The organism is Xanthomonas hyacinthi (assembly GCF_009769165.1).
GTDB classification, from domain to species: domain Bacteria; phylum Pseudomonadota; class Gammaproteobacteria; order Xanthomonadales; family Xanthomonadaceae; genus Xanthomonas_A; species Xanthomonas_A hyacinthi.
This window is the reverse complement of the sequence record NZ_CP043476.1, coordinates 578,156-600,640: the sequence shown is the minus strand read 5'-3', so window position 1 is coordinate 600,640 and position 22,485 is coordinate 578,156. Positions and strand designations below refer to the sequence as shown.

20 protein-coding genes and 2 pseudogenes are annotated in these 22,485 nt (G+C 69.9%); 13 read left to right on the top strand and 9 right to left on the bottom strand.

All coding sequences use genetic code 11. The annotated features are described in order from the left end of the window. Positions 1-66: 66 nt before the first annotated feature. Positions 67-1,065: a polyprenyl synthetase family protein gene (locus FZ025_RS02735; protein ID WP_046979154.1), complete on the bottom strand. Its 999-nt coding sequence runs from the start codon at positions 1,063-1,065 to the stop codon at positions 67-69. A gap of 191 nt (positions 1,066-1,256) precedes the next feature. On the opposite strand from FZ025_RS02735, the gene FZ025_RS02730 reads away from it, so the two are divergent. Both FZ025_RS02730 and FZ025_RS22655 read left to right on the top strand, forming a co-directional pair. Then, positions 1,257-1,772, top strand: a complete 516-nt coding sequence (locus FZ025_RS02730) for a single-stranded DNA-binding protein (protein WP_046979155.1) — start codon at positions 1,257-1,259, stop codon at positions 1,770-1,772. 320 nt (positions 1,773-2,092) lie between these two features. Continuing rightward, positions 2,093-2,218, top strand: a complete 126-nt coding sequence (locus FZ025_RS22655; RefSeq protein ID WP_280117175.1) for a hypothetical protein — start codon at positions 2,093-2,095, stop codon at positions 2,216-2,218. A gap of 255 nt (positions 2,219-2,473) precedes the next feature. Here the strand turns inward: FZ025_RS22655 and FZ025_RS02725 are convergent, their stop codons facing one another. Further along, positions 2,474-3,142, bottom strand: a complete 669-nt coding sequence (locus tag FZ025_RS02725; protein WP_046979156.1) for a TetR/AcrR family transcriptional regulator — start codon at positions 3,140-3,142, stop codon at positions 2,474-2,476. Between the two features lie 460 nt (positions 3,143-3,602). Next, positions 3,603-3,764: pseudogene (locus tag FZ025_RS02720) on the bottom strand (rhomboid family intramembrane serine protease); the annotation flags it as partial. A gap of 136 nt (positions 3,765-3,900) precedes the next feature. Here FZ025_RS02720 and greB point away from each other — a divergent pair. Both greB and FZ025_RS02710 read left to right on the top strand, forming a co-directional pair. Further along, positions 3,901-4,407, top strand: a complete 507-nt coding sequence (gene greB / locus FZ025_RS02715) for a transcription elongation factor GreB (RefSeq protein WP_046979158.1) — start codon at positions 3,901-3,903, stop codon at positions 4,405-4,407. A 177-nt stretch (positions 4,408-4,584) separates the two neighbouring features. Then, positions 4,585-4,728, top strand: a pseudogene (locus FZ025_RS02710) (GDP-mannose pyrophosphatase); the annotation flags it as partial. Positions 4,729-4,923: 195 nt separating this feature from the next. On the opposite strand, the gene FZ025_RS02705 reads toward FZ025_RS02710, so the two are convergent. After that, positions 4,924-6,429: a helicase HerA-like domain-containing protein gene (locus FZ025_RS02705; RefSeq protein ID WP_046979159.1), complete on the bottom strand. Its 1,506-nt coding sequence runs from the start codon at positions 6,427-6,429 to the stop codon at positions 4,924-4,926. A gap of 197 nt (positions 6,430-6,626) precedes the next feature. Between FZ025_RS02705 and FZ025_RS02700 the strand changes: the two genes are divergently transcribed. Then, positions 6,627-8,225, top strand: coding sequence for a transglycosylase SLT domain-containing protein (locus FZ025_RS02700; protein WP_046979160.1), 1,599 nt, complete (start codon positions 6,627-6,629; stop codon positions 8,223-8,225). Between the two features lie 76 nt (positions 8,226-8,301). On the opposite strand, the gene xopAG is transcribed toward FZ025_RS02700, so the two are convergent. From xopAG to FZ025_RS02685, 3 genes are all read right to left on the bottom strand, one after another. Next, positions 8,302-9,819: a XopAG/AvrGf1 family type III secretion system effector gene (gene xopAG, locus FZ025_RS22180; protein WP_046979167.1), complete on the bottom strand. Its 1,518-nt coding sequence runs from the start codon at positions 9,817-9,819 to the stop codon at positions 8,302-8,304. A 330-nt stretch (positions 9,820-10,149) separates the two neighbouring features. Next, positions 10,150-10,998 carry an archaetidylserine decarboxylase gene (gene asd, locus FZ025_RS02690; RefSeq protein WP_046979161.1) on the bottom strand — a complete coding sequence of 283 codons (849 nt, stop codon included), beginning with the start codon at positions 10,996-10,998 and terminating at the stop codon, positions 10,150-10,152. Beyond that, positions 10,995-11,642 (bottom strand): SCO family protein, encoded by a 648-nt coding sequence (locus FZ025_RS02685; protein ID WP_046979162.1) that lies wholly within the window; start codon positions 11,640-11,642, stop codon positions 10,995-10,997. Before FZ025_RS02685 ends, asd begins: the two co-directional genes overlap by 4 nt. 79 nt (positions 11,643-11,721) lie before the next feature. Here FZ025_RS02685 and prmB point away from each other — a divergent pair, with 79 nt between their 5' ends. The 4 genes from prmB to FZ025_RS02665 all read left to right on the top strand — a co-directional run bounded on the left by prmB (position 11,722) and on the right by FZ025_RS02665 (position 15,921). Further along, complete coding sequence (gene prmB, locus FZ025_RS02680; RefSeq protein WP_046979163.1) at positions 11,722-12,648, top strand: 50S ribosomal protein L3 N(5)-glutamine methyltransferase; 927 nt, start codon at positions 11,722-11,724, stop codon at positions 12,646-12,648. Positions 12,649-12,658: 10 nt separating this feature from the next. Beyond that, positions 12,659-13,762 (top strand): chorismate synthase, encoded by a 1,104-nt coding sequence (gene aroC / locus FZ025_RS02675; protein ID WP_046979164.1) that lies wholly within the window; start codon positions 12,659-12,661, stop codon positions 13,760-13,762. After that, positions 13,755-14,795 (top strand): 2-hydroxyacid dehydrogenase, encoded by a 1,041-nt coding sequence (locus FZ025_RS02670; protein WP_046979165.1) that lies wholly within the window; start codon positions 13,755-13,757, stop codon positions 14,793-14,795. The genes aroC and FZ025_RS02670 overlap by 8 nt, the downstream gene beginning before the upstream one ends. A gap of 100 nt (positions 14,796-14,895) precedes the next feature. Then, positions 14,896-15,921 carry an aspartate-semialdehyde dehydrogenase gene (locus FZ025_RS02665; RefSeq protein WP_046979166.1) on the top strand — a complete coding sequence of 342 codons (1,026 nt, stop codon included), beginning with the start codon at positions 14,896-14,898 and terminating at the stop codon, positions 15,919-15,921. Between the two features lie 96 nt (positions 15,922-16,017). Here FZ025_RS02665 and FZ025_RS02660 read toward each other — a convergent pair. Then, a protein-coding gene (locus tag FZ025_RS02660; protein WP_208803672.1) for an IS3 family transposase occupies positions 16,018-17,159 on the bottom strand; the annotation gives its coding sequence in 2 pieces (ribosomal slippage) (positions 16,018-16,889 and positions 16,889-17,159; 1,143 coding nt in all). 279 nt (positions 17,160-17,438) lie between these two features. Here FZ025_RS02660 and FZ025_RS02655 point away from each other — a divergent pair. From FZ025_RS02655 to FZ025_RS02640, 4 genes are all read left to right on the top strand, one after another. Beyond that, positions 17,439-19,424, top strand: a complete 1,986-nt coding sequence (locus FZ025_RS02655) for a type IV pilus assembly protein FimV (RefSeq protein WP_104558673.1) — start codon at positions 17,439-17,441, stop codon at positions 19,422-19,424. Between the two features lie 62 nt (positions 19,425-19,486). Then, on the top strand, positions 19,487-19,717 hold the full coding sequence (locus FZ025_RS02650; RefSeq protein ID WP_046981608.1) for a hypothetical protein: 231 nt from the start codon (positions 19,487-19,489) through the stop codon (positions 19,715-19,717). Positions 19,718-19,723: 6 nt separating this feature from the next. After that, positions 19,724-20,497 carry a tRNA pseudouridine(38-40) synthase TruA gene (gene truA / locus FZ025_RS02645; protein WP_046981607.1) on the top strand — a complete coding sequence of 258 codons (774 nt, stop codon included), beginning with the start codon at positions 19,724-19,726 and terminating at the stop codon, positions 20,495-20,497. Next, entirely contained in the window at positions 20,494-21,156 is a 663-nt protein-coding gene (locus tag FZ025_RS02640; RefSeq protein WP_104558672.1) for a phosphoribosylanthranilate isomerase, read from the top strand. The genes truA and FZ025_RS02640 overlap by 4 nt, the downstream gene beginning before the upstream one ends. A 430-nt stretch (positions 21,157-21,586) precedes the next feature. Here FZ025_RS02640 and FZ025_RS02635 read toward each other — a convergent pair whose 3' ends face one another. Beyond that, a complete protein-coding gene (locus tag FZ025_RS02635) occupies positions 21,587-22,477 on the bottom strand; it encodes a LysR family transcriptional regulator (RefSeq protein WP_046981605.1) in 891 nt (296 codons plus the stop codon). Between the last annotated feature and the right edge of the window lie 8 nt (positions 22,478-22,485).

Below are 22,485 nucleotides of genomic sequence, written 5' to 3'. Positions count from 1 at the left end.
CAGCCGCTTCTGCGAATCCCTCATCGCCACTCCCCAATCCCGTCCGGCGCGCGAACGCGCGCCGGATCAATGCTTGCGCTCGACCGCGTAGCGGGCCAGCCCGCGCAGCGCGGCCACCGCCTCGGTTTCCGGCAGGCCGTCCAGCGCGCGTTCGGCGGCGGCGGCGTATTCGGCCGCGCGGCGGCGGCTGTAGTCCAGTCCGCCGCTGGCCTGGATCGCCGCCAGCACTTCCGGCATCGCTTCGGCATCGCCTTGTTCGACGATGTGGCGCAGGCGCTGGCGGGTGGCGGCGTCGGCATGCGCCAGCGCGTGGATCAGCGGCAGCGTGGCCTTGCCTTCGGCCAGGTCGTCGCCCAGGTTCTTGCCCAGGTCGGCGGCATCGGCGGTGTAGTCGAGCACGTCGTCGGCGATCTGGAACGCGTAGCCCAGGTGCATGCCGTAGTCGTACAGGCGCTGCTGCACGTCTTCGGAAGCGCCCGAGGCCATCGCCCCGAGCCGGGTGCCGGCGGCGAACAGCACCGCGGTCTTGCGCTCGATCACGCGCAGGTAGGCGGCCTCGTCGGTATCCGGGTTGTGCACATGCAGCAGCTGCAGTACCTCGCCTTCGGCGATGCGGTTGGTGGTGTCGGCGAGCAGCCGCATCACCGCCATGCTGTCCAGCTCGACCATCAGCTGGAAGCTGCGCGAGTACAGGAAATCGCCGACCAGCACGCTGGGCGCGTTGCCCCACAGCGCATTGGCGGTGCTGCGGCCGCGGCGCAGGTCCGATTCGTCGACCACGTCGTCGTGCAGCAGGGTCGAGGTATGGATGAACTCGACGATCACCGCCAACTGGTGGTGCACCGGCCCGCCGCCGGCGCAGGCGCGTCCGGCCAGCATCACCAGCATCGGCCGCAGGCGCTTGCCGCCGGCGGAGACGATGTGCTCGGCGATCTGGTTGATCAGCACCACGTCCGAGGCCAGGCGGCGGCGGATCAGGGCATCGGCGGCGCTCATGTCGGGCGCGGCCAGCGCCTGGATCTGAGGCAGCCCCAGGGCGGGGCGGAGGTCTTCGGCGAGGCTCATGCGGTCGGACTAGGGAGAATGCAGGGATTATAGGCCCCCCGGTGCGGGCAAGTCCTACGCCTGAACCGGGACCGGGCTGATATCCGCCGCCAGCCCGGTATAATTCACTGTCTGCGCCCGTTCCCGAGCGGGCGCGCCTCTCCGACATGCCCGCGCCCGAGCGGGTTCACCACCCCGAACGGAAGAATCCCATGGCCCGCGGCATCAACAAAGTCATCCTCGTCGGCAACCTCGGCAACGACCCCGACACCAAGTACACCCAGGCCGGCATGGCGATCACCCGCATCAGCCTGGCCACCACCAGCGTGCGCAAGGACAAGGACGGCAACCAGCAGGAGCGCACCGAATGGCACCGCGTGGTGTTCTTCGGCAAGCTCGGCGAGATCGCCGGCGAGTACCTGCGCAAGGGCAGCTCGGTCTACGTCGAAGGCTCGATCCGCTACGACAAGTACACCGGCCAGGACGGCGTGGAGAAGTACTCCACCGACATCGTCGCCGATGAGATGCAGATGCTCGGCGGCCGCGAAGGCGGCGGCGGCGGCGGTGCCGGCATGGGCGGCGATCGCCCGCAGCGTGCGGCCGCACCGCGCCAGGAACGCCCGAACCAGGGCGGCGGCGGGCAGGACTACGCGCCGCGCCGCCAGCAGCCGGCGCCGCCGCAGTCCGCGCCGATGGACGATTTCGCGGACGACGATATCCCGTTCTAATTCCTGGCTGGTCAAAATTGTAAATAAAACCCAGGTAAATATTTGTATTTGCTTGGGTTTTTCTGTTTACAGCGGTCATTGCGCCCTTTCGCTATTCTCGGGGCTATCTTCTACTTGTAGAGGAGGACGTAAACGATGACCCCGGCATATCGCATCAAGCAAGTGATGCAGCAGGTGATGCAAGCAGGTGATGTTTGGGTCCGGTGAGCGCTTTCCAGTGCTCCTGAATCGGCACGGCTGTCCGCTCTTCCAGCCCACTGTACTTTGTACTGACGCAGATCCGCGGCCGGAATCTGTCGAGCAACACGATTAGCATTGTGTTGCGCGCGATCATCGTTCTCGAGCTCTTTAACCGGCGGCTCATGGAACCGCTCGGCCACATTCCGCCGGCAGAAGCCGAAGCAGCCTACTATTCACAAATCCAGGGCCTCGCCATCGCGGCGTGACTCACACCAACGAGCCTCCGACAAAGCCGGGGCGGTTCAACCCAGGCAGTGGCCGGTCATTGCACGCCATCCTGTGTGCGGTCCGGGCGCCAGGGCGTGTCATCCATCCCCAAGCAGATCGCGCCACGCTTGCGCGTGCATGGGGTAAACAAGGAAGGCAACGGGAACACCGCGCCGCCGGCGGCCAGTCGCGCCCTGTGCGATTCTCGCTGCTGCGCACTGCAGCGTCCGCTACGGAGCAAGCCGCGTCTGCGCTCAGGCGCGCACCGCAGGGTTGCCGGCCGCGCACGAAGCCGTGCTGGCCGCCTGCCGCGGTGCGGCGCCGAGCAGGAACAGCTCGACCGCGCGTTCCACCATCTTGCGCACGAGCGATGGCGCCAGCGGCGGCGGATCGCGCTGGTAGATGCGTACGTCCACTTCGGCGGTGAGCAGCGCCAGGAAATGCAGGGCGGCGATGGTCGGATCGGTCTTGCGCAGTTCGCCGCGCGCCATCGCCGCTTCCAGCACCCTGGCCACCGCCACCACCGATTCGCTGGGACCGGCCTGGTAGAACAGCTGCCCGACCTCGGAGCGGCCGGCTTCGGCCACCACCATGCGGTAGACCGCGATGGCGACCGCATCGTTGGTCACCACCTGCAGCATGCATTCGCCGAAGTGCAGCAGCATCGCGTGCAGATCGGTCTGGCCGGCGAGGGGCGTTTGCAAGCGCCGGATCGCGTCGGACAGATGCGCGGTCGCGGCGGCGCGGACCACCGCGCTGAACAGTTCTTCCTTGGACGCGAAATAGCCGTACAGGGTGGCCTTGGAGCCGCCCAGCCGTTTCGCCAGTTCGTTCATCGAGGCGCGCTCGTAGCCCAGTTCCTGGAACAGTCGCGTCGCTGCCTCGACGATGGCCTCGCGTCGGGCTTCGGTTCGAACCTTCATTGCACCTCCTAAAGTGAACCAGACTGTACATTTTTATTGGCAGGAGGGGAGTCTGGCTAGAATAATAAACCGTACGGTTCGGTTTTATTGATGGTGCCAGATGCACTACGCCGCAGTCATGCCGCCGCACGGTCCGCGCGATAACCGCGCCTGCCGTTCCACCGCGCCATGCGGTCTGCTTTCCGCTCCGTTTTGCTCGATCGGACATCCATCCCATGCAACCGCATCGACCCGCTCCGCCACGTCTCCCGCACCGTCTGCGCCCTGGATTGCAGGCGCTATCGCAGGCCCTGAACTCCGCCCGCACGCCAAACCACACATGGAGACAGGGGAGAAGGATGCGCGGCACGCGCATTGCCGGCGTTGCGCGCGACCCGGTAGCGCGCCTGCGCCACGTCGAAGCGGCGGCTGCTCGGCGGCGAGTTTGGTCGAGCAGGAACGCGGCCTCGCTGTTCTCCAGCCGCCGCTCCCAGATCACGCAGAACGCGCCCATCGGCGCGGCGATGGCGCCGGACGCGCCCAGCCCGCCAGCGGCCTCGCCCCAGCGCCACCACCGGCTGACCGCGCTCGCCCCGAACCCGCCCAGCAGATAGACCAGCAGGAACTGCCAGCGGCCGATCGCGCTTGCGCAACGGCAGGATCAGCATCGGACAACGTCCGTGTGGATGGCCGCGCCTGCTTCGGCCGTCGTCCGCGGGTGCGCAAGCCGGACGTACGCGCTAGCATCGCCACCCCGTTCCACCGCAGTGCCGACCCCGATGAGCCGCTGGCGCCCCCCTGCCGAGAAAAGCACCGCCCTGATCACCGCCGAAGGCCACGCCCGGCTCAAGGCCGAACTGGACGAGCTGTGGCGCGTGCGCAGACCGGAGGTGGTCAAGGCGCTGGCCGCCGCCGCGGCCGAGGGCGACCGTTCGGAAAACGCCGAGTACACCTACCGCAAGAAGCAGCTGGGCGAGATCGATCGCCGCGTGCGCTACCTGAGCAAGCGCCTGGAAGCGCTGCGCGTGGTGGATACCGCACCGTCCGATCCGCAGGCGGTGTTCTTCGGCGCCGTGGTCGAGCTGGAGGATGCCGACAGCGGCGCGCTGCTGCGCTACCGCATCGTCGGCCCGGACGAGACCGATGCCGGCCGCGGCTGGATCAGCATCGATTCGCCGCTGGCGCGGGCGCTGCTGAAGAAGCGCATCGACGACGCCGTCGAGGCGCAGCTGCCCGGCGGCCTCCACAGCTTCGTAGTGGTGTCGGTGGACTACGCGGCGCGCTGAGCGCCTCGCCGTCCGCGCAACGACGCGCCGGTGCGGCCGGCGGCTTCGCGCACGGCACCCGCAGATCCAACCCACGCGGCTGCACCGTGCCCGCCGGCAGCGCCTCGCCGAACATGAAGCGCGCCAGCCGCTGCTGCTTGCGCGACAAGGCCGGCGCGGGCGGCGCGGTCGAGGGCGGGGTCGCCGGGCGAGGGCGAGGAGATCGAGGTGCCGGAGCGGCCGTTCGACGCCGCGCTGGCGATGATCGCGTCCGGCGAGATCGCCGATGGCAAGACGATCATGCTGCTGCAGTACGCCAAGCTGCATGGGGTGCTGGCGTAGTACGTTTCCTATCGGCTCTTTACATATTTTGGGGTGGCTCCGGGTGGCCTCGGGCCATCAGTTGCGACGGGCATCCTCGGTAAAGCCCGTCGCGACTGAAGTCGCTCCCACAGGTGGCATGTCGCGATCTGAAATGCACTGGCCGTGTCCGCAAGGCGCGCGTATCGCCCGCAGCGCCTTTGCCATCCGCCACGCTCAGCGCTTGCCGCCGAAGATGCTGCCGAAGATGCCGCGCACGATCTGCTGGCCGATGCGGTTGCCGACGGTGCGCGAGGTCTGCTTGGCCATCGCCTCGAGCATGCCCTGGCGGCGCTTGGTGCCGAACACCGCGTCCTTGACCGCCTGGCCGAAGCCGCTGTCCTGCGCGTCGTCCTGTTCGCGGGTGCGCGCCGCCGGTGCCGAAGTCTGCTCGGCCACCTGCTCGACCCGGCGCGCCAGCATCTCCGCCGCCGAGTCGCGGTTGACCGCGGTGTCGTAGCGGCTGCCGACCACGCTGGCGGCCCGCACCTGCGCGCGCTCGGCGTCGGAGATCGCGCCCATCCGGCAGCGCGGCGGCGCGATCAGGGTCTGCTGCACCGGCGACGGCACGCCCTTGTCCTGCAGCGTGGACACCAGTGCCTCGCCGGTGCCGAGCTGGGAGATGGCCTTGGCCACGTCCAGCTTGGGATTGGCGACGAAGGTCTCGGCGGCGGTGCGCACCGCCTTCTGGTCGCGCGGGGTGTAGGCGCGCAGCGCGTGCTGCACGCGGTTGCCGAGCTGGCCGAGGATGTTGTCCGGCACGTCGTCGGGGAACTGCGAGCAGAAGTACACGCCCACGCCCTTGGAGCGGATCAGCCGCACCACCTGCTCGATGCGCTGCACCAGCGCCGGCGGCGCGTCGTCGAACAGCAGGTGCGCCTCGTCGAACACGAACACCAGCTTGGGCTTGTCCAGGTCGCCCACTTCCGGCAGCCGCCCGAACAGTTCCGACAGCAGCCACAGCAGGAAGGTCGAGTACAGGCGCGGCTTGAGCACCAGCTGCGCGGCGGCGAGGATGCCGATCACGCCGCGGCCGTCGCTGCCGACCCGCATCAGCTCGGCCAGGTCCAGCGCCGGCTCGCCGAAGAAGCCTTCGCCGCCGTCCTGCGCCAGGCGCAGCAGCGCGCGCTGGATCGCCGCCACCGACGGCGCGCTGACCAGGCCGTATTCGGTGGAGACGTCCTTGCGCTGCTCCACCACCAGCGCCAGCAGTGCGCGCAGATCGTCCAGGTCGAGCAGCAGCAGGCCGCGGTCGTCGGCCAGCTTGAACACGATGTCGAGCACGCCGGCCTGGGTGTCGTTGAGCTCCAGGATCCGCGCCAGCAGGGTCGGCCCCATCTCGCTGACGGTGGTGCGCACCGGGTGCCCGAGCTGGCCGTACAGGTCCCAGAACACCACCGGGTTGGCGGCCGGGGCGTAGTCGGCCACGCCGATGTCCTTGGCGCGCTGCAGCACTTTCTCGCTGCCGTCGCCGGCCACCGCCAGGCCGGCCACGTCGCCCTTCACGTCGGCCATGAACACCGGCACGCCGATCCGCGAGAAACCTTCGGCCAGGGTCATCAGGGTCACGGTCTTGCCGGTGCCGGTGGCCCCGGCGACCAGCCCGTGGCGATTGCCCAGGCGCGGCTGCAGCAGCACCGCGATGTCGTCGGTCACGCCTTTGCCCAGCAGGATCGGGTCCATGAACAGCTCCGCGGTGAGGTGCGCGGATTCTAGGCGTTCGCGCCGGCGCCCGCTCGCCGCGCGGGCGCCACGGGCGGGGTTTGCCCGGCCGCAGCGATGAACGAATGCCCCGCTGGCGCGGTGCCGGCGCTTGCCCGACCTTGCCGCGATGTGACAGCGGCGGCTACCCTGCGGCCTTTCCGTCGTCGCGTCCCCTCATGCCCCTTTCGTTCCGTCTCCCCCATGGATGGCCCGCCGTGGCTGCCCTGGCGCTGGCTTGCGCCGCGCCTGCCGCCCACGCCCAGCGCTTCTCCGCGCGCGACAAGGCTGCCATCGCCGTCCTCGACCAGCGCCTGGCGGCGGCCGAGAAGCGCTACAACGACGCGATGGTGCTGGTCGGCAACAGCGACCCCAAGGGCACCCAGGAAAGCGATGCGGCGCTGGAGGACATCGAGGACGTGGTCGACGCCTGCGTCAAGCAGCGCGGCTGCCAGGTCGGCACCTATCTGGGCGCGTACAAGCGCCTGCTCAAGGCCAAGGCCGACGTGCAGGGCGCGGCCACCGATGCCGATGCGAGCGACGATGGCGCCGCACCGCTGCAGGCCGACCCCGACCACATCAGTCCCTTGGCCGCCAACGTGCCGGAAGCCGCGCGCGCGGCCAGCCTGCTCAACGACCAGCGGCATGCCTTCGACGCGATGGTCGAATACAACCCGGCGGTGCAGGCCGGCATCCGCCGCTGGCTCACCGACATGCGCCCGTCGCTGATGAACAGCTACGAGAACTACCAGAACCTGCGCGCGATCATGTGGCCGGAATGGGAGAAGCGCGGGCTGCCGGAAGCGCTGCTGTTCGGCATCATCGCCAAGGAATCCAACGGCCGCGTGCACGCCAATTCGCGGGTCGGCGCCGCCGGGCTGATGCAGTTCATGCCGGCCACCGGGCGCCGCTTCGGGCTGGGCCCGGACGGTACCGGCTTCGATACCCGCTACGATGCGCGCAGCGCCGCCGAGGCCAGCGCGGTGTACATCAACGAGCGCATGGCCGAACTCAACCGCAGCATCGAACTGTCGCTGGCCGGCTACAACGGCGGCGAGGGCCGCGCCGCGCGCGTGTACAACCAGATGCAGGGGCGCAGCTTCTGGGACGCGGCGGTGTACAACCAGTTCCCGGCCGAGACCAAGGACTACGTGCCGATGGTGATCGCCGCGGCGTGGATCTTCCTGCACCCGCAGCAGTACGGCGTGGCGTTCCCGAAGATCAGCGCGCAGCCGGCCACGCTGCGCCTGGCCAAGTCGACCACGATCTACGAACTGACCATCTGCCTGGGCAGCGACGGCACCCGCGACGGCTACATGCGCGCGCTGCGCAACCTCAACCCGCGCTACGAACCCGATGGCTGGATTCCGGCCGGGGTCACCATCAACGCCACCGCCAAGATCGTCGGCCTGTACAGCCGCTATTGCGTGAGCGGCCCGCGCGCGGACCTGGCGCGCGCGCTGATCACCGCCGACGTCAATGCGGCGATCCGCAGCACGACGCCGGTGGTGGCCGATCCCACCGGCAACGTGGCGGTGGGCGACGTCTCGCCGGTGGCCGGGGTGCCGACCACCATCGCCAGCGGACGCCCGGCGCCGGCCAGGCCCAAGCCCAGGCAGGCGCGCAGCTACCGCGTGGCCAAGGGCGACACGCTGGGTCGCATCGCCGACCGCTACAGCTGCGATGCCAAGCAATTGGCCAAGGCCAACAGCCTGCGCGCGCCGGGGTATGCCTTGAAGCCGGGGCAGTCGCTGAAACTGCAAGGCTGCGACAAGTAAGGCCGACGCGTGCCGTTGTTGCTCGCGCCGGCGGCGAGCGCCGCCACTGCAACGCGGCCGGCAACGCGCCGGCGCGCTAGGCCTGGATCCGGCGCAGCTGCTTGCCGCCGTAGAACGCCTGTGCGGCATCGCGGCACACCTGCGCGTGGAATTCATCGGCGTCCTCGACCGTATAGCCGGCGCCGACGAAGCATCCGTGCGCGGTTTCCCGGAGCGTGTGCCTGACGCTGCCCGCGTTGTCCCATACCGCATTGAGGCAGGCCACGATGGTTTTCACCTCGTCCATGGACAGGCGCTGCTCGCCACTCATCAATCTGGCGTGGTTGAGATAGGCGGCCACGTTCAAGCCGGTGAACGAACTGCCCCATCCCGAGCAGTCTTCGAAGCCGCTGCCGGTGTCGTTGAGCTTGAAATGGGCGAACGGAACGCCGGCCAGGTCCTCGCTCTGTTTCAGGTCGTCGATGGCGGCGGCGTCCCGCTTCAGGATCCTCTCCTGCCACAGCATGTCGGCGCGGTGCAGGATCGGTCCCAGCACGCCGCGATTGCGATTGGCGATGCCTTTGGCCAGATCGCCGGGCTGGGAGGGGCGGTCGTCCTCGATCTTGTCGGCCTCGGTCTTGGAGACCAGGCCATGCGCGTACAGGGTGGCGAGGATGACCTTTTCCGAATCGCCCCAGTTCTCCGGCGCGGCATAGACCCGCCGGAAGGTCAGCAATGCCTGGCCGGCGGCGAACTGGGCGGCGGGATCGAGCGTGTCGGCGCGTTGCAGCGCCGCCTGCAGCGACTCCATCGCCTGGCGTGGACTCAGCGCGTGCGTGCCGGACGTGGCCCGATTGAGGTGGTTGGCGCCGCGGTTGACGGCGGGGCTGGTGATCGAGCGCGACACATAGCCCATGGAGCCGCTGGCCTCGTTGCGCACGCCCGACAGCGAGTAACCGTTCTTCCTGTCGTATTTCTCGCTTTGCCTCAGGTCCCATTCGCGTGGCCGCTGGGTGACGCCGTAGCGTTCCAGGGCATCGGTACGTACCCGGCTGCCGATCACGCAGTCCAGCGTCTTGCGCAGCGACTGCCTGGCTTGCGCGGTGTTCGCCGCTTGCGCCACGTGGACCTTGGTCGCCGCGCGAAAGTCGAGCATGGACGCGAACTGGTTCTCGCCGCACAGCCGGGGCGCCCGGGGGCGTTGCGCTTGGTCGCCGCGCAGGCGTTGTTCCGGACTGCTGCCGATGTAGCAGTCGTGATAATGCTGCGCCTGCTCGGCCGCCCGCTCGAGCCGGGCGTCGCTGGTGAAACCCTGCTTGCCGTCGTGCAGGGCGGTGGTGGAAAGAAAGAATTCGTTGGCGGTCTTGTGGTAGAGGTAAGCGCCTGCGGCAACGCCAGCGGCGTATTTCGCCGCGCGCCGCGCCAGGTCGGACAGGGGGCTGTTGCGCTTGCCGGAGGCGTTGCCCTGCCGGTAGTTGCTTTGGGGCGCCTGCGCCAGTGCCGGGGCGTCGGCATGGCTGTGCGTGGCAAGGGTTTTTTCCAGCTGTACTGGCGCATCCTGCGCATTGCGCGCCAGCGTGTCCAGCGCATTGGCCTGGCTTCGGAGTATCCGCATGGTCGTCATCTCGATGTGGGGGATCGGTCGCGCCAGACAGGCCCGCCGGGCGCGAGCTGCAAGGCCGGAAATCCTCGCGCAGGCGTTGACCTGCGGTTCCGTTCGATGGCGTTGCATGCGCCAGGACCGAAGCGCCATCGCCAGCGGCACCGTATCCGAGCGGCACGCGCCGGCTGCGCGAGCGAAGCGAAGGCGCCGGCGTTTTCGCGAATGCGCGCGGCCCCGGGGCCGCGCACGCGTCGCGCCGATCGACGCAGGTGCTGCGCGCCGGCGCGCGAGGGCTTGCGGCGATCGGGTGATCGCCTGCGCGCAACGGCGCGGCGCCGCGTCTCAGCGTTCCCGCCGCCTGGCCAATGCCTGCCCAAGCCTGACCGGCGATTCCGCCGCCAGCGCCGGATCGAGCGTCGCCACGCCCGGCGGCAGCAGCACGATGACGGTGGAGCCGTAGTTGAAACGCGCCATCTCCGCGAACCGCTCCAGCACGATGCCCTTGCCGCGCCAGTCCTTGCGGGTGATGCGGTCGCCGTAGCGCGGGATTTCCACGCCGCTCCACACCGTCTCCACGCCGGACACCAGCAGCGCGCCGACCATCACCGAAGCCATCGGGCCGAACTCGGTGTCGAAATGGCAGACCAGGCGCTCGTTGCGCGCGAACAGCCGCGGCACGTTGCGTACCGCGTCCGGGCCGACGCTGAACAGCCGTCCCGGCACGTGCACGGTCTCGCGCAGAGTGCCGGTCCACGGCATGTGCACGCGGTGGTAGTCGCGCGGCGACAGGTACACGGTGGCGTACACGCCGTTGCCGAACGGTGCCGCAGCCGCGTCGTCGCCGAGCAGTTCGGCGGCGCTGAACGCCTGGCCCTTGGCCTGGAAGATGCGCCCGTCGCGGATCGGGCCGAGCTGGCTGATGCGGCCGTCGGCCGGCATCAGCAGCGCCTGCGGGTCGGGGTCGGCGATGCGCGCGCCGGGCTTCAGCGCGCGGGTGAAGAACGCATTGAAGGTCGGGTAGGCGCGCGGATCGGGCTCGGCGGCCTCGGCCAGGTCCACCCCGAAGCGGCGCACCACGGTGTCGATCAGCCATTGCTTCAGCCCCGGCCGCGACGAGTACGCCAGGCGCCGGGCAAGCGAGGACAGCAGCCGGTGCGGCAGCACGTAGGTCAGCGCGGTCGGCAGGCTCATGGCGCGGTCGTCTTGGTCAGCGCCTGCAGGTCGGCGGCGATCGCCGCCGGCTCGAACGGCGGCCGGATCAGCCCGGCCTGGCGGCCTTGCGGGTCGAGCACGGCGATCGCAGCGGAGTGGTCCATGCTGTAGTCGTTGGGATTTTCCTGAAAATGCTTGCCGGGCACCTTCTGGAACACGAAGCCCAGCGCGCTGGCGAAGCGTTCCAGCTCCGGCACGTCGGCGGTAGCGGCGAGGGTGTCCTTGTGGAAGCCGTGGGCGTAGGCGCCCAGCCGCGCCGGGGTGTCGCGCTCGGGATCGACCGAGACGAACAGCACCCGCGGGCGCAGCGTGTCCGGGATCGACACCCACTGCTGCTGCGCGCGGGCCAGGTCGGCCAGGGTGGTCGGGCACACGTCCGGGCAGGCGGTGAAGCCCAGGAACACCAGCGTCCAGTGGCCTTTCAGCTCGCCGGGGACCAGCGGCGTGCCGTCGGACTGGCGCAGATGGAAGTCGGGCAGGCTGCGCGGCTGCGGGTACAGGCGCACGCTGCGGGTCTCGGGCCATGCCGAAGCGCCGCCGCCGAAATACTTCTGGGCCAGCAGCAGGCCCAGGCCGGCGGCCAGCGCGACCACCAGGACGATGCCGAAGTTGCGGTTGAACATACTGATTTCCCTTGCAACGAACGCTCATGATAGCGGCCGGGCCTCTATAATCGGGGGCCGAATTGCCTTGCCTGTTGCCATGACTGCCGACGCGGCCGCCGAACTCCACACGATCATCGACCTGATCCGCTACGGCACCAGCCGTTTCAACGCCGCCGAACTGAGCTTCGGCCACAGCTACGACAACGCCCTGGACGAAGCCACGCAACTGGTGCTGCACGCGCTGCACCTGCCGCACGACCTCGGCCCGGCCTACGGCGGCGCGCGTCTCACCACGCCGGAAAAGGCGCAGGTGCTGGCGCTGTTCGAGCGCCGCATCGCCGAGCGCATCCCGGCCGCCTACCTGACCGGCGAAGCCTGGTTCGCCGGGCTCAGCTTCAAGAGCGACGCGCGCGCGCTGGTGCCGCGCTCGCCGATCGCCGAGCTGATCGAGGCCGGCTTCGAGCCGTGGCTGGCCGGGCGCGACGTCAGCCGCGCGCTGGACCTGTGCACCGGCTCGGGCTGCATCGCCATCGCGATGGGCCACTACAACCCGAACTGGCAGGTGGACGCGGTCGACATCAGCGACGACGCGCTGGCGCTGGCCGCGGAGAACAAGGCGCGGCTGCTGGCCGACAACGTCGAACTGGTCAAATCCGACCTGTTCGCCGGGCTGGGCGGGCGCCGCTACGAGCTGATCGTCAGCAACCCGCCCTACGTCACCCACGTCGAGACCGACGCGCTGCCGCCCGAATACGCGCACGAGCCGGAACTGGGCCTGCGCGCCGGCGACGATGGCCTGGACCTGGCGCTGAAGATCCTGCGCGACGCGCCGGCGCACCTGGCCGAGGACGGCCTGCTGATCTGCGAGGTCGGCGAATCCGAGCGCGCGCTGCTGCAGCTGCTGCCGGACGTGGATTTCGCCTGGGTCGAGTTCAAGGTCGGGCAGATGGGCATCTTCGCGGTGGAAGCCAGCGAGCTGGTCGCGCACCACGCGCGCATCGCCGACCTGGCCGCGGGCCGGTGAGCCGGCGGCCATGAGCGCGAACAGCTTCGGCACCCTGCTGACCGTCACCACCTTCGGCGAATCGCACGGGCCGGCGATCGGCTGCGTGATCGACGGCTGCCCGCCGGGGCTGGAGATCGACGCCGCCGAGTTCGCCCACGATCTGCAGCGCCGCGCCAGCGGCAAGAGCCGCCACACCTCGGCGCGACGCGAGGCCGACCAGATCGAGATCCTGTCCGGCGTCTACGAGGGCCGCACCACCGGCACCCCGATCGGTCTGCTGATCCGCAATACCGACCAGCGCAGCAAGGACTACACCGACATCGCCCGCCAGTTCCGTCCAGGCCATGCCGACTACAGCTACTGGCAGAAGTACGGCATCCGCGACCCGCGCGGCGGCGGCCGTTCCTCGGCGCGCGAGACCACCATGCGCGTGGCCGCCGGGGTGATCGCCAAGAAGTGGCTGGCGCAGCGCTACGGCGTGCGCGTGCGCGGCTACCTGTCCCAGCTCGGGCCGCTGCTGCCGCAGGGTTTCGCCTGGGAGGCAGTGGAGGACAACGCGTTCTTCTGGCCGCACGCGGCGCAGGTGCCGGAGCTGGAACGCTACATGGACGCGCTGCGCAAGTCCGGCGATTCGATCGGCGCGCGGGTCGCCGTGGTCGCCGACGGCGTGCCGCCGGGCTGGGGCGAGCCGATCTACGGCAAGCTCGACGGCGAACTGGCGGCGGCGCTGATGAGCATCAACGCGGTCAAGGGCGTGGAGATCGGCGATGGCTTCGCCGTGGTGACCCAGAAGGGCAGCGCGCATCGCGACCCGATCGCGCCGGACGGCTTCCAGTCCAACCACGCCGGCGGCGTGCTCGGCGGCATCGCCACCGGCCAGCCGATCATCGCCTCGCTGGCGTTCAAGCCCACCTCCAGCCTGCGCCTGCCCGGCGCCACGGTGGACGTGGACGGGCAGGCGGTGGACGTCATCACCACCGGCCGCCACGACCCCTGCGTCGGCATCCGCGCCACCCCGATCGCCGAGGCGATGATGGCGCTGGTGCTGATGGACCAGGCGCTGCGTCACCGCGCGCAGTGCGGCGACGTCGGCAGCGTCGCCCCGCGCATCCCCGGCGGTGGCGATGGCTGAGCCGCGGCCACGGGTGTGGGTCAGCCAGCCGCTGTTCGACGATGTCGTCGCACGGCTCGGTGCGCATTGCGCGCTGACCACCACCGCGGACGTGACCAAGTATTCGCAGCAAGACCTGGCCGCGGCGCTGGCGCCGCTGGACGGCGCGCTGGTGACCCTCAACGAGCGCATCGGCGCGGCCGAGATCGCCGCCGCGCCGCGGCTGCGCGCCATCGCCAACGTCGGCGTCGGCTACAACAACCTCGATCTGGACGCGCTCAGCGCCGCCGGCATCGTCGCCAGCAACACCCCCGACGTGCTCACCGAAACCACCGCCGACCTCGGCTTCGCGCTGCTGATGGCCGCGGCGCGGCGCATCACCGAGTCCGAGCGCTGGCTGCGCGAGGGCCAGTGGCGGCAGTGGTCGTTCCAGACCATGCTCGGCGCCGACGTGCACGGCAGCACCCTGGGCATCCTCGGCATGGGCCGCATCGGCCAGGCCATCGCGCGCCGCGCCGCTGGCTTCTCGATGCGCGTGCTGTACCACAACCGCAGCCGTTTGCCGGCCGCGGTCGAGCGCGCGCACCGCGCCGACTACGTCGGCTTCGACGAACTGCTGGCGCGTGCCGATCACCTGCTGCTGGTGCTGCCGTATTCGGCGCAGTCGCAGCACATCCTCGATGCCGCCGCGCTGGCGAAGATGCGGCCGGGTGCGACGCTGGTGAACATCGCCCGCGGCGGCCTGATCGACGAACTGGCGCTGGCCGACGCGCTCGCGCACGGGCGCCTGGCCGCGGCCGGGCTGGACGTGTACGAAGGCGAGCCGGCGGTGCGTCCGGAGCTGCTGGCGCTGCGCAACGTGGTGCTGACCCCGCACATCGGCAGCGCCAGCGCCGCGACCCGCCGTGCGATGGTGGCGCTGGCGGTGGACAACCTGCTCGCCGCGCTGGGCATCGGCGCCGACGCCGGGCGTCCGCCGAATGCATTGAACCTGGACGCGATCGCGGTGGGCGCTGGCAATGGCGCCGGCAGCATCGCGGGCAAAAAACGATAGGGAACCTCCGGCGACCCGAGCGGCGCGCTCGGGAGGTTCCCCGAATCCAGCTGGCAATGCGGCTGTTCCCCCTTTCTCCTACCGATCGAACCCATCTCCCATGAGCAACGAACCCCGTCGTTTCAACGTCGCCGTCGTCGGCGCCACCGGCGCTGTCGGCGAAACCATGCTGAACATCCTCGCCGCGCGCGATTTCCCCATCGCTACCCTGTACCCGCTGGCGTCCGAGCGCTCCGCCGGCGGCCAGGTCGAGTTCAAGGGCCAGAAGGTCACCGTGCTCGACCTGGCCAGCTTCGACCCCTCCGGCGTGGACATCGCGCTGTTTTCCGCCGGCGGCGGCATCTCCAGGGACTACGCGCCGAAGTTCGCCGCCGCCGGCGCGGTGGTGATCGACAACTCCTCCACGTTCCGCTACGACGACGACGTGCCGCTGGTGGTGTCGGAAGTGAACCCGGAAGCGCTGAAGCAGCGTCCGCGCGGCATCATCGCCAACCCCAACTGCTCGACCATGCAGATGCTGGTGGCGCTGGCGCCGCTGCACCGCGAGTACAACATCGAGCGCATCAACGTGGCCACCTACCAGTCGGTGTCCGGCGGCGGCCGTTCGGGCATGGAGGAATTGGGCAGGCAGACCGCGCAGTTGCTCGCGTTCCAGGACATCGAGCCGAAGAAGTTCCAGGTGCAGATCGCCTTCAACCTGATCCCGCACATCGACGACTTCCTCGAAAACGGCTTCACCAAGGAAGAAATGAAGCTGGTCTGGGAGACGCGCAAGATCCTCGGCGACGACAACATCCAGGTGAATCCGACCGCGGTGCGCGTGCCGGTGTTCTACGGCCACTCCGAAGCGGTGGCGATCGAGACCACGCGCAAGGTCAGCGCCGAGCAGGCGCGCGCGCTGCTGGCCGCGTCGCCGGGTGTGGAAGTGGTCGACGAGCGCAAGGCTGGCGGCTATCCGACCCCGGTCACCCACGCCTCCGGCACCGACGCGGTCTACGTCGGCCGCATCCGCGAGGACATCTCGCATCCGCGCGGCCTCAACCTGTGGATCGTCTCCGACAACATCCGCAAGGGCGCCGCGCTCAACGCGGTGCAGCTGGCCGAGCTGGTGGCGCAGGAAGGCTGAGCGGGAATTCCCCTCTCCCCACGGGAGAGGGGTAGGGGTGAGGGTACGGGGCGAAGTGTCGTGGTCAAGTTTTGGTGGACACGGAGATAGGGGATTTCAGGTGGTGGCTTTCTCGTAGTCGGCAGGCGATCGATAGCCGAGGGTGGAGTGCAGCCGGTGGGTGTTGTAGAAGGCGACGATGTAATGGGCGATGTCGGCAACGGCCTCGGCGGGGTTGGCGTAGCGGCGCTGCCAGACCCGCTCCATTTTCAGGTTCAGGAAGAACCGCTCCATCACCGCGTTGTCCCAGCAGTTGCCCCGGCGGCTCATGCTGGCGAGCAGACCGTGGCGTGCCAGTAGGTCGCGGTGGGCCTGGCTGGCGTATTGGCTTCCACGGTCGGTATGCACGATCAGCCCCGGCTTGGGCTGGCGCAGGGCGATGGCCATCTGCAAGGCGGTGCAGACCAGCTCGGCAGGCATGTTCGGGGCCATCGCCCAGCCGACCACCTTGCGTGAGTACAGGTCCAGCACCGCGGCCAGGTACAGCCAGCCGCGCTCGGTGCGGATGTAGGTGATGTCGGCCACCCAGGCCTGGTCGGGGGCTTCCGGGTTGAAGCGCCGATCCAGAAGGTTGTCGGCTACCGGCATCTCGTGCCGGCTGTCGGTGGTATGGACGAACTTGCGCTTCCAGCGCGCCTTCAGCCCCTGCTGCTTCATCAGGCGGCGGACCCGATAGCGACCGGCGGGCAGGCCCTGGGCCTTCAGGGCGGCGCACAGCCGGCGGCTGCCGTAGTTGCCGCCGCTAGCCTGGAAGGCCGATTGCAAGGGCGCCGTGAGGGCGCAGGCCCTCGGCGCTGACCGCCGCCGAGCGGCATACACCCCAGAACGGCTCACGCCCACAAGCCGGCACAACCGGGTGGTGTCGGCCTTCTCCTGCCACTGATGGATCATCTGCTGGATCACTTCAGTTCCCGGGCGAAGAAGGCCGATGCTTTTTTTAGGATCGACACATCCTCGCCTAGCCGCTGGTTCTCACGCTCCAGTTGGCGGATGCGTTGCTGCTCGGGGGTCAGCGGCCTGCCTTGTCCCGGCTGGCCAGCCTGCTCGGCCTCGGACTGGGACAACCACCGGCGCACCGCGCTATCGACCAGGTCCAGGTCGCGGCACACCTGGCCCACACTCAGGCCTTGGTCTTGGATCATCTGCACCACCTGTAGCTTGAAGGCGGTGTCGAAAGTTCTACGGCTACGGGGCGTCATGTCGTTCAAAGTCCTCGTTGGAGACGATCATCCCCTATCGAGGTGTCCACGAGAATTAGACCAGGACAAAGCCCTCGCGCTGCTCGATCGCAGGCGTGACCCGCACCCTCATCCGCCCCAGCAGACCACCTTCCCCTGAAAAGGGGGCCATGGTCCCGATGGGAGAAGGCGGGAAGGCGGCAGACTCCGTCGCATGGCCGCGTAGACGAACGCCACAATCCCAAAGGCAACGGCCATAACGGCTATATTGCACGCCATGACACCAAGGGCAGGGGTGTAATGCGCCTACAACCACGTATTTTCCATCGTCTTCGTCGCCATGCTGCGGCTGCGTCCGGCCTGCACCGCGGCTGGCGCGCGGCCTGCGCGCTGCTGCTGCTGGCCTGCAGCCAGGCCGCGCTGGCGCTGGGGCTGGGCGACATCCGCGTGCTGTCCAAGCCGGGCGAGCCGTTCCTGGCCGAGATCCCGGTGATCTCCAACGAACCGGGCGAGCTGGAGAGCGCGCGCGTGGCGCTGGCCTCGCCGGCGACCTTCGCCCGGGTCGGGCTGCAGCGCCCGGATGGCCTGGTCGGCGAGCTGCAGTTCCGTTTCGCGCAGACCAGCCAGGGCCGCGCGGTGATCCGCGTCAGCAGCCGGATGCCGGTGGAGGTGCCGTCGCTGAGCTTCCTGATCGAGGTCGATTGGGGCCAGGGCCGGCTGATCCGCGAATATTCGGCGTTGCTGGATGCGCCCAATACCGCTGCGGCGATCGATGCACCGGCGATCGATGCACCGGCCGCGGCGGTGCCGTCCGATCGCATCGCACGCAGCGAGCCGTTGCCGCCGGCGCCAGTCGCCAGCACGCCGACGCCATCGCCTGTGGCGCCGACCGCACCCGTCGCGCCGGCGCCGGTATCGGCGCCCGGCGATGCGCTGGCGCCGGTGCAGCGCGGGCAGACCCTGTCGCAGATCGCCAGGCAGCTGGCGCGCGGCAGCGGCCATTCGTTGGACCAGACCATGGTCGCGCTGTTGCGCGCCAATCCGGATGCGTTCATCCGCGGCAACGTCAACCTGCTCAAGCAGGGCGCGGTGCTGCGCACGCCGCGCCAGGAAGAGCTGGCCAGCATCGATGCCGCGGCGGCCACCGCCATCGTCCGCGAACAGGCCGCGCAATGGCGCCAGGCGCGCGCGCCGGTGCCGCAACCGGCGCAGGCGCAGCAGGCCGCTGCCGCGGCGCCGGCCGTCGCCAAGCCGGCAGCGGCGGCGACCGCCACTGCGGCATCGGGCGCACGCCTGGAAATCGCGCCGGCGGTGCCGGCGCAACGCAATAACGCAGGAGCCAAGTCCGGCACCGGTGCCGGCGACGAGGGAGACATGGTGGCGACTCAACAATTGCAGCAGGCGCGCGAAGACCTCGCGGCACGCGATGCCGAGGTCCAGGAACTGCGCTCGCGGGTCGAGCAGCTGGAACAGCTCAAGGCCCAGCAGCAGCAACTGATCGCGCTGAAGGACAGCGACCTGGCCGCGGCGCAGAAGCGCCTGGCGCAGGCCGGGCAGACCCAGGCCCCGGCGCAGCCGGCGGCGGCGTCCGGCGGCTGGCCGTTGTGGCTGTGGGGTGGGCTGGCGCTGCTGCTGCTGGGCCTCGGCGCGCTGCTGCTGGCGCGCCGGCGCAAGCCCTCGCCGTTGCCGCCGCTGCCGCGGCATGGCTACGACACGGCGGCGCTGGCCGCGGCGGTGCCGGTGGTCGCGCATCGCGACGTGGATGCGCCTGACCTGCCGCCGCTGGACGAACGCGCGCACGACGTGGCCGCAGACGAGACGTACGAAGAGCCGGCCTACCAGGACCAGGCGTTCGAGCGCGAGCTGGCCGGACATGCGCCGCGTCACGACGACGCCGACGACGTGCCGGCAGCGGAACATCCGCAGTTCGCGTTGCACCCCGATGCCGAGGCCGAGGTCGCGCCCGCGGCGCAGGCGCCGATCGATGCCGACGCGCCATGGCGGCAGCCGCCGCCGGTGCTGGCGCCGACCCCGGTCGCGCCAGCGGTTGCGGCACGCCACGAGCCGACCTGGCACCAGGACGCTGCGCCGTCTGCGGCCGCCGAACCGATCGCCGAACCGGCGCCCACCCATGCGCCGATCGGCCGCGAACGCCTGGAGTTGGCGGTGGCCTACATGGACCTGGGCGACAACGAAACCGCGCGGACCCTGCTGACCGAAGTGGCGGCCGGCGGCGATCCGGCGGCGCGCGCCGAAGCCTTGCAGTTGCTGGGACGCCTGAGCTGATGCGCGCGTGCGGCGTGCGGCGGGTGCGCCGTCGCCATCCTGCCTGGACAAGGCATGCGACGATGCGCGAGCACCTCCTCGGCGTTGCGGCGACGCACCGCCAGACCACGGGTGGTCTGGTATGCGACGCCAGCGTTGCGGCCCGGCAGGCACGCATGGCGGCCGCGCCGTTGCCGTGGACGCGCCTGCCCGCGGCCAGCGCCGTTCTGCCGCGCGTGGCGCCACAGACCCGCGCAGACCGCAGCGCAGCGGCGTGGCCGCTGTTGCCCGCGCTGCGCGTCGTGTCGGAGTAGGGCGCGATGCGTTACGCGTTGGGCGTGGAATACGACGGCAGCCAGTTCCAGGGCTGGCAGCAGCTCGGCGAATCCGGCGGGCCGAGCGTGCAGGCGGCGCTGCAGGCGGCGCTGTCGTCGGTGGCCGATACGCCGGTGAACGTGGTCTGCGCCGGGCGCACCGACGCCGGCGTGCACGGCGAATGCCAGGTCGTGCATTTCGATTGCGATGCGCCGCGCGCGCCGCGCGGCTGGATGCTCGGCGCCACCGCGCGGCTGCCGGCCTCGGTGTGCGTGCGCTGGTGCGTGCCGGCCGCGGACGACTTCCATGCGCGCTTCTCCGCGCGCGCGCGGCGCTACCGCTACCGCCTGCTCAACCGCCAGGTGCGCCCGGCGCTGTACCGGCAGACGCTGAGCTGGGAGCGGCGTCCGCTGCAGGCCGAGGCGATGCATGCTGCGGCGCAGGCGCTGCTGGGCGAGCAGGACTTCAGCGCGTTCCGCAGCATCCAGTGCCAGGCGCTGCATGCGCGGCGCGAGCTGCAGTCGATCGCGGTGACCCGGATCGGCGAGGTCGTCGAGGTCCAGGTCCAGGCCAATGCATTCCTTCATCACATGGTGCGCAATATCGTAGGCGCCTTGATCATGGTAGGAACGGGCGACAAGCCGATTCCCTGGATCGGCGAATTGCTCGCCGGGCGCGACCGTCGCGTCGCCGGCCCGACCGCGCCGCCGCAGGGATTGGTCTTCGTCGGTCCCCTCTACCCCGACATCTGGAAGCTACCGGCGGAGGTCACCCTATGAATCGCACCCTGTATCGCACCCGCATCAAGTTCTGCGGCATGACCCGCGCCGGCGATATCCGCCTGGCGGGCGAACTTGGGGTGGATTCGGTGGGATTCGTGTTCGCGCACGGCAGCCCGCGGCGGGTGGCGCCGGCCGAAGCCCGCGCGATGCGCCAGGCCGCCGCGCCGATGGTCGACGTGGTCGCGCTGTTCCGCGACAACCCCAAGGACGAGGTGCGCGAAGTGCTGCGCACGGTGCGTCCGACGTTACTGCAGTTCCATGGCGACGAGGACGACGGCTTCTGCCGCGGCTTCAACCTGCCGTACCTGAAAGCGGTGCCGATGGGCGGCGGCGACATCAATGCGCGCACGCTGCAGCTGCAGTACCCGAACGCGGCCGGCTTCCTGTTCGACAGCCACGCCCCGGGCGAGAGCGGCGGCTCCGGCAAGACCTTCGACTGGACGCGCCTGCCCACCGGCCTGCACCGGCCGTTCCTGCTCGCCGGCGGCATCACCTCCGACAACGTGTTCGACGCGATCGTGGCGACGCTGCCCTGGGGCGTGGACGTGTCCAGCGGCATCGAGAGCCAGCCCGGCATCAAGGACGGGCACAAGATGCGCACGTTCGTCGAGGAAGTGCGCCGCGCCGACTGCCACGAGTTGTCCAGCAACTGCTGAGCGGAGATTGCAGTCGATCTTGGCGCCGACAAGCGGTGCGTGAATCGGAGTGTTTTTCTCTTGGCAGTTCGTAGCAGTTCGTAGCAGTTCGCAAACTATGGCAGTGTCCTGTATCGGAATAGCCTGGCTGTCTGTCGGTGCCGTAGTTGGCGTCTTATGCCGCGCTGCAGGCAGTGAAGCACGGCCGTCGTGCTCGCTGCGTCGTGATCTTTGCTGGCGTGAGCACATAAGTCCTGTACGGCGGTATGTGCAAGTTTTCGCCTCTTCTTCAATGCATGTGCATGGTTCTTGATCACTAAAGCGGGCGGATGGCATCGCCGCCCGGCGGCGTCGATTGCATATGCGTTTCGGGTGCGTCGGGCGAAGTCGATGCGGTGCAGGTGGGTGCTGTGCCAGCGATGCGTTGGCACCACATGCAGGCTGCGTCGATTCAGCGCAATTGCCTGCGCAGCCACTGCGCCAGCGCGACGATGCGCTGATCTTCGCGTCCGCTTGGCGCACACAGCGCCCACTGCCCGCCGGTCTCGGCGAAGCCCCACGGTGCCAGCAGGCGGCCGCTGGCCAGGTCGTCGGCGACCAGCGGTTGCGGCGCGATCGCCACGCCGATGCCGGCCAGCGCGGCTTCGAGCAGGTAGTACAGGTGCTCGAAGCCGGTGCCGTAGCGCAGCGCGGCCGGGTCCACGCCATGCGCCTGCGCCCAGGCCGGCCACGCCTGCGGGCGCGAGGCGGTGTGCAGCAGCGGCTGTTGCAGCAGCGCCGAGGGCGGGCCGGCCACCAGCGCCTGTGCCTGCGGCAGGGCCGGGCTGAGCACCGGGCCGATCCGCTCCGGCGCCAGCACGTGCACCTGCCAGCCGTCCGGCCACGGCGCCTGGCCGAGCAGCAGCGCGGCGTCCAGGCCGTCCAGGTCGGCGCCGAACTCGCCCTCGTGCGCGGACAGGTGCAGGGTCAGTTCGGGCAGGTCGCGCTGCAGCGCCTGCAGCCGCGGAATCATCCAGCGCGCCAGGATGCTGCCCGGGCAGCCCAGCACCAGGGCGCTGGCGCGCGCCGGGCGGCGCAGTTCCGCCACCGCGTCCTGCAACTGGGCGAAGGCGCCGCCGGCCGCCTCGCGCAGCCGTTCGCCGGCCGCGGTCGGGCGGATGCCGCGGCCCTCGCGCTGCAGCAGCGCCAGCCCCAGTTCCTCTTCCAGCAGCCGGATCTGGCGGCTGACCGCGCCGTGGGTGACGTGCAGTTCGGCCGCCGCACCGCCGACGCTGCGCAGCCGCGCGGCGGCCTCGAACGCGCGCAAGGCGTTCAGCGAGGGCAGGCGGCGCAGGCTGGACATGTGAGATT

Excerpts from the sequence above, each read along its gene's own strand:
- FZ025_RS02655 (WP_104558673.1), top strand. The coding sequence starts at position 17,439 with ATGCGCCTACAACCACGTATTTTCCATCGTCTTCGTCGCCATGCTGCG.
- asd (WP_046979161.1), bottom strand. The coding sequence starts at position 10,998 with ATGAGCCTGCCGACCGCGCTGACCTACGTGCTGCCGCACCGGCTGCTG.
- FZ025_RS02725 (WP_046979156.1), bottom strand. The coding sequence starts at position 3,142 with ATGAAGGTTCGAACCGAAGCCCGACGCGAGGCCATCGTCGAGGCAGCG.
- xopAG (WP_046979167.1), bottom strand. The coding sequence starts at position 9,819 with ATGCGGATACTCCGAAGCCAGGCCAATGCGCTGGACACGCTGGCGCGC.
- greB (WP_046979158.1), top strand. The coding sequence starts at position 3,901 with ATGAGCCGCTGGCGCCCCCCTGCCGAGAAAAGCACCGCCCTGATCACC.
- FZ025_RS02735 (WP_046979154.1), bottom strand. The coding sequence starts at position 1,065 with ATGAGCCTCGCCGAAGACCTCCGCCCCGCCCTGGGGCTGCCTCAGATC.
- FZ025_RS02665 (WP_046979166.1), top strand. The coding sequence starts at position 14,896 with ATGAGCAACGAACCCCGTCGTTTCAACGTCGCCGTCGTCGGCGCCACC.
- prmB (WP_046979163.1), top strand. The coding sequence starts at position 11,722 with ATGACTGCCGACGCGGCCGCCGAACTCCACACGATCATCGACCTGATC.
- FZ025_RS02700 (WP_046979160.1), top strand. The coding sequence starts at position 6,627 with ATGCCCCTTTCGTTCCGTCTCCCCCATGGATGGCCCGCCGTGGCTGCC.
- FZ025_RS02730 (WP_046979155.1), top strand. The coding sequence starts at position 1,257 with ATGGCCCGCGGCATCAACAAAGTCATCCTCGTCGGCAACCTCGGCAAC.
- FZ025_RS02685 (WP_046979162.1), bottom strand. The coding sequence starts at position 11,642 with ATGTTCAACCGCAACTTCGGCATCGTCCTGGTGGTCGCGCTGGCCGCC.
- truA (WP_046981607.1), top strand. The coding sequence starts at position 19,724 with ATGCGTTACGCGTTGGGCGTGGAATACGACGGCAGCCAGTTCCAGGGC.
- FZ025_RS02705 (WP_046979159.1), bottom strand. The coding sequence starts at position 6,429 with ATGGACCCGATCCTGCTGGGCAAAGGCGTGACCGACGACATCGCGGTG.
- FZ025_RS02650 (WP_046981608.1), top strand. The coding sequence starts at position 19,487 with ATGCGCGAGCACCTCCTCGGCGTTGCGGCGACGCACCGCCAGACCACG.
- aroC (WP_046979164.1), top strand. The coding sequence starts at position 12,659 with ATGAGCGCGAACAGCTTCGGCACCCTGCTGACCGTCACCACCTTCGGC.
- FZ025_RS02670 (WP_046979165.1), top strand. The coding sequence starts at position 13,755 with ATGGCTGAGCCGCGGCCACGGGTGTGGGTCAGCCAGCCGCTGTTCGAC.
- FZ025_RS02635 (WP_046981605.1), bottom strand. The coding sequence starts at position 22,477 with ATGTCCAGCCTGCGCCGCCTGCCCTCGCTGAACGCCTTGCGCGCGTTC.
- FZ025_RS02640 (WP_104558672.1), top strand. The coding sequence starts at position 20,494 with ATGAATCGCACCCTGTATCGCACCCGCATCAAGTTCTGCGGCATGACC.